9 protein-coding genes and 1 pseudogene are annotated in these 6479 nt (G+C 35.6%); 8 read left to right on the plus strand and 2 right to left on the minus strand.

The genetic code is table 11. The annotated features are described in order from the left end of the window. The 8 genes and pseudogenes from AC1DG9_RS21205 to tsaB all read left to right on the plus strand — a co-directional run. A pseudogene (locus tag AC1DG9_RS21205) lies at window positions 1-237 on the plus strand (LiaF transmembrane domain-containing protein); the annotation flags it as partial. Between the two features lie 11 nt (window positions 238-248). After that, complete coding sequence (locus AC1DG9_RS21210) at window positions 249-620, plus strand: DUF4288 domain-containing protein (protein ID WP_172659829.1); 372 nt, start codon at window positions 249-251, stop codon at window positions 618-620. Further along, on the plus strand, window positions 610-1671 hold the full coding sequence (locus AC1DG9_RS21215) for a sensor histidine kinase (protein WP_246269427.1): 1062 nt from the start codon (window positions 610-612) through the stop codon (window positions 1669-1671). The genes AC1DG9_RS21210 and AC1DG9_RS21215 overlap by 11 nt, the downstream gene beginning before the upstream one ends. Then, complete coding sequence (locus AC1DG9_RS21220; RefSeq protein WP_337716579.1) at window positions 1649-2389, plus strand: LytR/AlgR family response regulator transcription factor; 741 nt, start codon at window positions 1649-1651, stop codon at window positions 2387-2389. Before AC1DG9_RS21215 ends, AC1DG9_RS21220 begins: the two co-directional genes overlap by 23 nt. Window positions 2390-2477: 88 nt before the next feature. Continuing rightward, window positions 2478-2636: a 50S ribosomal protein L34 gene (gene rpmH, locus AC1DG9_RS21225; protein WP_055133745.1), complete on the plus strand. Its 159-nt coding sequence runs from the start codon at window positions 2478-2480 to the stop codon at window positions 2634-2636. Between the two features lie 64 nt (window positions 2637-2700). Then, the gene (gene rnpA, locus AC1DG9_RS21230) at window positions 2701-3114 is read left to right on the plus strand and encodes a ribonuclease P protein component (protein WP_288879022.1); all 414 of its coding nucleotides are present in this window, start codon (window positions 2701-2703) and stop codon (window positions 3112-3114) included. Beyond that, window positions 3101-3331 (plus strand): membrane protein insertion efficiency factor YidD, encoded by a 231-nt coding sequence (gene yidD, locus AC1DG9_RS21235; protein ID WP_172659832.1) that lies wholly within the window; start codon window positions 3101-3103, stop codon window positions 3329-3331. Before rnpA ends, yidD begins: the two co-directional genes overlap by 14 nt. A 21-nt stretch (window positions 3332-3352) precedes the next feature. Beyond that, window positions 3353-4036 carry a tRNA (adenosine(37)-N6)-threonylcarbamoyltransferase complex dimerization subunit type 1 TsaB gene (gene tsaB, locus AC1DG9_RS21240; protein WP_172659833.1) on the plus strand — a complete coding sequence of 228 codons (684 nt, stop codon included), beginning with the start codon at window positions 3353-3355 and terminating at the stop codon, window positions 4034-4036. 129 nt (window positions 4037-4165) lie between these two features. Here tsaB and AC1DG9_RS21245 read toward each other — a convergent pair whose 3' ends face one another. Both AC1DG9_RS21245 and AC1DG9_RS21250 read right to left on the minus strand, forming a co-directional pair. Beyond that, on the minus strand, window positions 4166-5614 hold the full coding sequence (locus tag AC1DG9_RS21245; RefSeq protein WP_172659834.1) for a DUF5723 family protein: 1449 nt from the start codon (window positions 5612-5614) through the stop codon (window positions 4166-4168). Then, a partial coding sequence (locus AC1DG9_RS21250) for a hypothetical protein (protein WP_477635192.1) occupies window positions 5611-6479 on the minus strand: 869 nt, incomplete at its 5' end. The genes AC1DG9_RS21250 and AC1DG9_RS21245, both read right to left, overlap by 4 nt.

Below are 6479 nucleotides of genomic sequence, written 5' to 3' on the forward strand. Positions count from 1 at the left end.
GATATCAACTTAACGCAAGCTGATTTTGAAGGCACAATAATTCTGGAGGTGGTTGCAATATTTGGAGGATTAAAGATCGTGATTCCACCAAGTTGGGAAGTGAAATCTGAAGTTACCGCCATTTTTGGTGGTATGGATGATAAGAGAGCAATGGGTCAGGTGATAGACGGGCCAAGAAAAATAATAATTATTAAGGGGGTGGCATTATTTGGCGGGGTGGATATTAGAAACTTTTAAAACCCTATGTTATGAAATGGTTTTTAGTAAGGTATATTTATGAAATAGTTTGCGGTGAGGGTAGTTACAAACCGCAGTTTGATGAACAATTAAGATTAATGCTAGCATTAAATAGTGCAGAAGCACTTTTAAAAGCAGAAGAAACAGCCAATAGTTTTCATCCGCCATTTAATAACTGTAGTGGCGAACTGGTAACCTGGAGATTTATTTGCATTGCTGATCTGCATGAAATTCAAACACCTGATGATGGTGCTGAAATAGCATCAATAATGCATGAACCAATTGATGTCTCTGCTTTTTTAGATCAGATAGAAAAGAGACAGGCCTTTTTAAAAGAACATATACAACTTACAACTACAGAATTAGATTGTTTTGACAACTAGACCTCTATCAGTTCCACAGATCCAGAAGTTTGCCCTTGTTATATTTTTAGCCTGGGTAGCAATTTTTGTGTTCCTGTTTTATTATACACTGAATTTTACGCTGCCTGTTTCTGTTGCTGACAGTTTAATAACAAATGGGCTATTGGCTATAGCATGTATTATTCTGAGTAATTTATTAGGTTATTACCAACCTAAAAATGAAACGATATTGTTTATACTAGTGTTAACTCTAATGCTGGCTCTGATCATCACTTTTGCAAGTAAGTTTGCACTAAACTTTTTGTTTGTAGATAACCTTACTTACCAAAGTTTTTTAAACTTGTCTTTATTGGTTCGCTTTATTATTGTATTTATATTTTTAGCCTGGTGTGCTTTAGCAAATATATTATGGTACAGACTGGAAGAACAGTCTGCCACCCAGCAAAGATTGCTCACGGCTCAGAACTTATCAAAGGAAGCAGAATTAAATAAGCTAAGGCATCAGCTGCAGCCACATTTTTTGTTTAATAGCTTGAACTCTGTATATGCCCTTACTATAGTAAATCCTAAAGAGGCAGGCACCATGATCACTAAGCTTGCCGCCTTTTTAAGAGGTACATTAAAACGTGATGATGAGGTTTGGGTTAGCGTAGGAGAAGAGATGGAATATATCCAGCTTTATCTTGATATTGAAAAAGTAAGATTTAGCCACAGATTGAATATTGATATTAATATCGACGAGGATACGTTGAATCTGTATTTGCCAGGTACATTGTTACAGCCGATAGTAGAAAATGCAATAAAATTCGGCCTTTACAATACCTCGGCTGCAATTACAATCTCAATGCAAGTAAAGGTTGAAAATAATGTCCTGGTGATTATGGTACAAAATCCTTATGATCCTGAAATGAAGGCGGCTGGCGGAACTGGTTTTGGTTTGTCTGCTATTAAAAGAAGGCTATATTTGTTGTTCGCTGATGAAAAATTGCTGAAAACAAAGGCTACAGAAGATAATTTATTTATAACAACGCTTAAAATACCTCAGGCAAATGATAAGAACAATACTAATTGATGATGAACCCTTAGCCAGGGATATTGTGAAACATTATCTGAGCGACTTTCCAAATATTGAGGTGTTGGCAGAATGCAATGATGGGTTTGAAGGTATTAAAGCGATCACTCAGCACCAGCCTGATTTTATTTTTCTGGACATACAAATGCCAAAAATTAATGGTTTTGAGATGTTGGAATTAGTAGAGAAACCGCCTGCGGTAATATTTACCACGGCATTTGATGAGTATGCAATTAAGGCGTTTGAAGTTAATGCGGTCGATTATCTATTAAAACCTATTGAAAAGAGCAGGTTTGATCTTGCTATGCAGAAACTACCATCAAGGTTGAATAACAATAGTGATGAATCAACCAGAGAATTATTAGATTCTGCAGCGCTTAGTCCAACACAAAATAATAGGGTTGTAGTTAAAAAGAATGGGGTAATTAAAATTATTGCCGTTTCTGATATTCACTACCTGGAGGCAGATGATGATTATGTGAAAATGAGTACCGTTGAGGGGATATTTCATAAGAATAAAACAATGAGCTTTTTTGAACAAACTTTGGACTCCGCTCAATTCATTAGGATACATCGTTCATATATTATAAATTTGGCGCAGGTTACTAAGATCGAGCTGAAAGAAAAGGATAGTTATATTGTTCTTTTAAAATCGGATATATGGCTGCCAGTGAGTAAAACAGGGTATGTGAAGTTGAAAGCTGCACTAGGCTTATAGAAAATTCTAATTCTATTTGCAATTAGAAAAAAATCGCACTATATTTGCACCTCTTAATTAAAAAAATAGTCTAAGATATAATACAGTTATGAAAAGAACATTCCAACCTTCGCAAAGAAAGAGAAGAAACAAGCATGGCTTCCGCGAAAGAATGGCTACAGCAAACGGTAGAAGAGTATTAGCTTCACGTCGTGCAAAAGGAAGAAAAAGATTATCAGTTTCTGACGAACGTCGTCATAAAGCATAATTTTTGATTGCAGCACGTTTAGGTGTTAGCAGATCAGGACATCTGCAAAGTTGCGATCAAAAACATGAACACATTTAACAAAGAAGAACGGTTATGTAGCAGGAAGTTAATTGACTTGCTATTTAAGAACGGTTCTTCTTTTTTATTATACCCCTTTCGTGTATCTTATTTATACGTAGATACAGCGCACAAATATCCTGTGCAGGTTGTAATTAATGTTTCTAAAAAACGCTTTAAAAGGGCAGTAGATAGAAACTTGATTAAACGCCGCACCCGTGAGGTTTATCGCCTTGAAAAACAATCACAGCTTTACACATCTCTTGTCGGTTCTAATGAGCTATTGTTGCTTTCTGTGCAGTTTATTGGCAAGCAGATTTACGATTATTCATTTTTTGAGAAAAAAATGTCCGGAGTTTTTAAAAAATTAGTTGCAGCCGTTGGGACCAATGAAATGAAAAAAGCTGATGGGGATAATTAAAAAGCTAATTGGCTGGTTTTTTTTAGGCTTGATAAAGCTTTACCAATGGTTATTGTCTCCATTGCTTGGAGCAAGTTGCAGATATACGCCTACTTGTTCTCAATATGGTATTGAGGCTATTAAAAAGCATGGTCCGTTTAAAGGAGGCTGGTTAACTTTGAAACGTATTGGCCGGTGCCATCCTTGGGGTGGTCATGGCCATGATCCTGTTCCGTAATGATATTTTTAATTTAAACTGATGGCTACTATACTTCAAATTGAAACCGCTACACAAGTCTGTTCTGCTGCAATAGCACATGATGGTAAGACCATAGCTTTAAAAGAGCTAATGGCAAATAATATTCATGCCGGTAGCTTAACTTTGTTTATAAAGGAGGCTATGGATTCTACAGGATTGCAATTTGAGGATCTTGATGCTGTAGCAGTAAGTATGGGGCCAGGTTCTTATACAGGATTGCGTATTGGCGTTTCTACAGCAAAAGGACTGTGCTTTGCTCTTGATAAGCCATTAATTGCAATTCCTACTCTTCAAATGATGGCACAAGGATTTATGCTTCAAAATCCTGATTACGATGGACTGATTTGCGCAATGATTGATGCCAGAAGGATGGAGGTATTTACTTCTGTTTATGATAATAATCTTAGAACCGTGACTCCGGTTGTGGCTAAGATAATAGATGATCAGAGCTTTGCCGAGGATCTAAATGATAATGTAATAACTTTTATTGGCAACGGTGCCGCTAAGTGCGTTGGTGTGCTGAAGCAGGAAAATGCAAAATTTTCGGAACTGAATTTTAACTCAGCATCTTACATGAGTAAACTTGCTCATGATGCCTATGCGTGCTCCAGATTTGAAGATGTTGCTTATTTCGAGCCCTTTTACTTAAAGGATTTTGTCTTAACTACACCTAAAAAAAAGTAAGACAGTTGTTCTGATATTTTGGTATTAGAACAATAGATTCTTCCAGGTCATTATCCTTCCGTGTCATCTTGAACATCGTGAGAGATGACGACCGATCTAGAAATTAAACCATCATTGTGAATTTTTACTTCATCTCTTTTTAGAGAATACACTGAAAATGCGTTTGAAGAAACCTGTTTCCTGATCATCCAAGCCTGGTATATAGCTGCTGTTTTGGGGGTGTTCTACAGTATAGCCAAACTTAATACCTAATCCCATGTAAAAAGATGCACCATTATATCCTGACTTTGGCGATGTATCGGTTTTGATTGCTGCATAAGCGGTTCGAGTTGTCTTAAGGAGATTATCTGAACCTAAGAAGAACTCAAAGTTTGGGGTTTGATACATTCCCTGCATTCCAAAAAGAAACAGGTTATTGAAGTTGTAGATTGGAATTGCACTTATAGAAAAATCAGAATAGCGGAATTTATTTACAAGGGCTGCATCACCGCCATTATAAAACAGATTTTTTGACACCATAAAACTAGGTGTATAGAAACTGTATGTTTTAGAAATCAGGAAATCAGCTTTGGCATTTGTGAGGGTATAAAAGCTTTTATTTACCGCATCATTTTTTACAATATCTGTAATCTGGTTTCTTATCCTTTGATCTTTATCCCTCGGACTGCGGGGCGGGGTGTTTGGGCCATTATCCTCCGGGATTATGGTAGGATTAAGCATGTTGTCAAAATTGCTAACATAGGAACTGTTGCTCCATCGTATTACGCCAAGGTCTTTTATATTAGCCATAATAAACACCCCGCTTTTTGAGGTATATGTTGTGCCAAAGCTTAGCGCAAGTCCCGGGTTTTTAAATGTAGGAATCAGGTCGTTAGTTTCTAAATCTTTGGCCTCCAGAAAACTTGCTTTATATGTACCTTTTAATGATAAAGCTATTTTATCCGTTGTTGGTCCGGGCTGGATGGCCGAATGGTCAGTCTTTAAACTGTTAAAGGAAATTCCACTTAATAAACTAATCTTAACACCGAAAGCAAGCTTTTTAGTATAGTTTTCTCTGTAGGTTAGACTGAATTGATGATAAGATTGACCATATCCGCTATTGTTAAACGGATTTTTAGTTAAATTGGAATTGTTAATGAACCTGGTGTAATCATCTATTACGGCAAGCGATTCATTAGTGTATTTTGCATGAAGGTCTGTTCGCAATTGCCACGAAAAACCAATCTCCTTATGATACTTATAGGATTTAAATATCTTAAAATTGAATAAATATATGTTGGAATTTTGATAGACGCGGTTTAGCTTATTCGTTCCGATTGGAATGTCTTTTACTGAAAGTTTTCCACTGCTAATTAATTTATGCATTATATCCTCATTGCCTTTATTGATGGCATTTACTCCGAAATAGGGTAAGAAGAAATTTGAAGCATATTTTCGCGAGGAATCTAGAACGAATGTTTTTTGCGCTGGGTTCTCAAATCCATCAAATAAGGTTTTTGTATTGAAAAGACCATACTGTTGAGCTTTTAGCTGATTAAAAAGAAATAGAAATGAGAATAGGATCAGATATTTTCTCATAGTGAGTCATTTTCTAATATTAAAGAATCTTGCGCTAAAGGTTGTTGTTTCCTGCTCATCAAAACATTTGTTTGAAATTTACCATTATCTCCGCTAAGTTGGTATATAAATGATTGATAATTTTTTAATCCCTTTTCAGATGTGATGTGTTTGTAGTAAGGCAGGTATATATTTTTTAGAAATATATCTGAGGAATTATTGAGATCAATGAAGAAACTAATGCTGGAAGTATTTGGCAATTGATTGATGCTGTTGGCATAACTCTCTTTATTTATAAGAAGGTGGTTGTTTTTATAGTTGCTCAGGAAAGATTGTATTGTGCTGGCATTATTAGCAAAAACCATGTAATTATCTATAATGATATAGTAAGGCCTTTTAAATTTCTTAAATGGCTCTCCAAAATAAACATACAAGAGATCGTCCTCTTTAAATAGTTTAATGCCATCCCCATAATCTCCACTAAGATCTAGTAGTAACTGATCAACTTTTTCGCCGTTACTCAAATTGATCGCGCCAATTTTTTCTGCAGTGCTTAGCTGGAAGGTAATAAGCTGATCTTTGAAATATTTTGGGAATATCTGATTTGGATCTATGTGATATTTAAGACTAATGTTTTTTTGTACGTTAGTTACTTTATTTTCTTCTTTTTTACTGACGAACCAATTTTGTAGCTTTTCTTTCCAATTACTGTAACTTTCTATAGTAAAAACAGTGTAGTTGGCAGTATTTTCCGGTAGAATATTGGTTATGGTAGTTTTTTGGGCATTGGAGCTAGTGAATAATTCATAGTAGTTTTTTGGATCATTATTTTGTGTTACACCTGTAAGTAGTACTTTTTCTTTACTGAAATTGTATACAAGCGATG

It is taken from the genome of Pedobacter sp. 05L430, assembly GCF_056397585.1.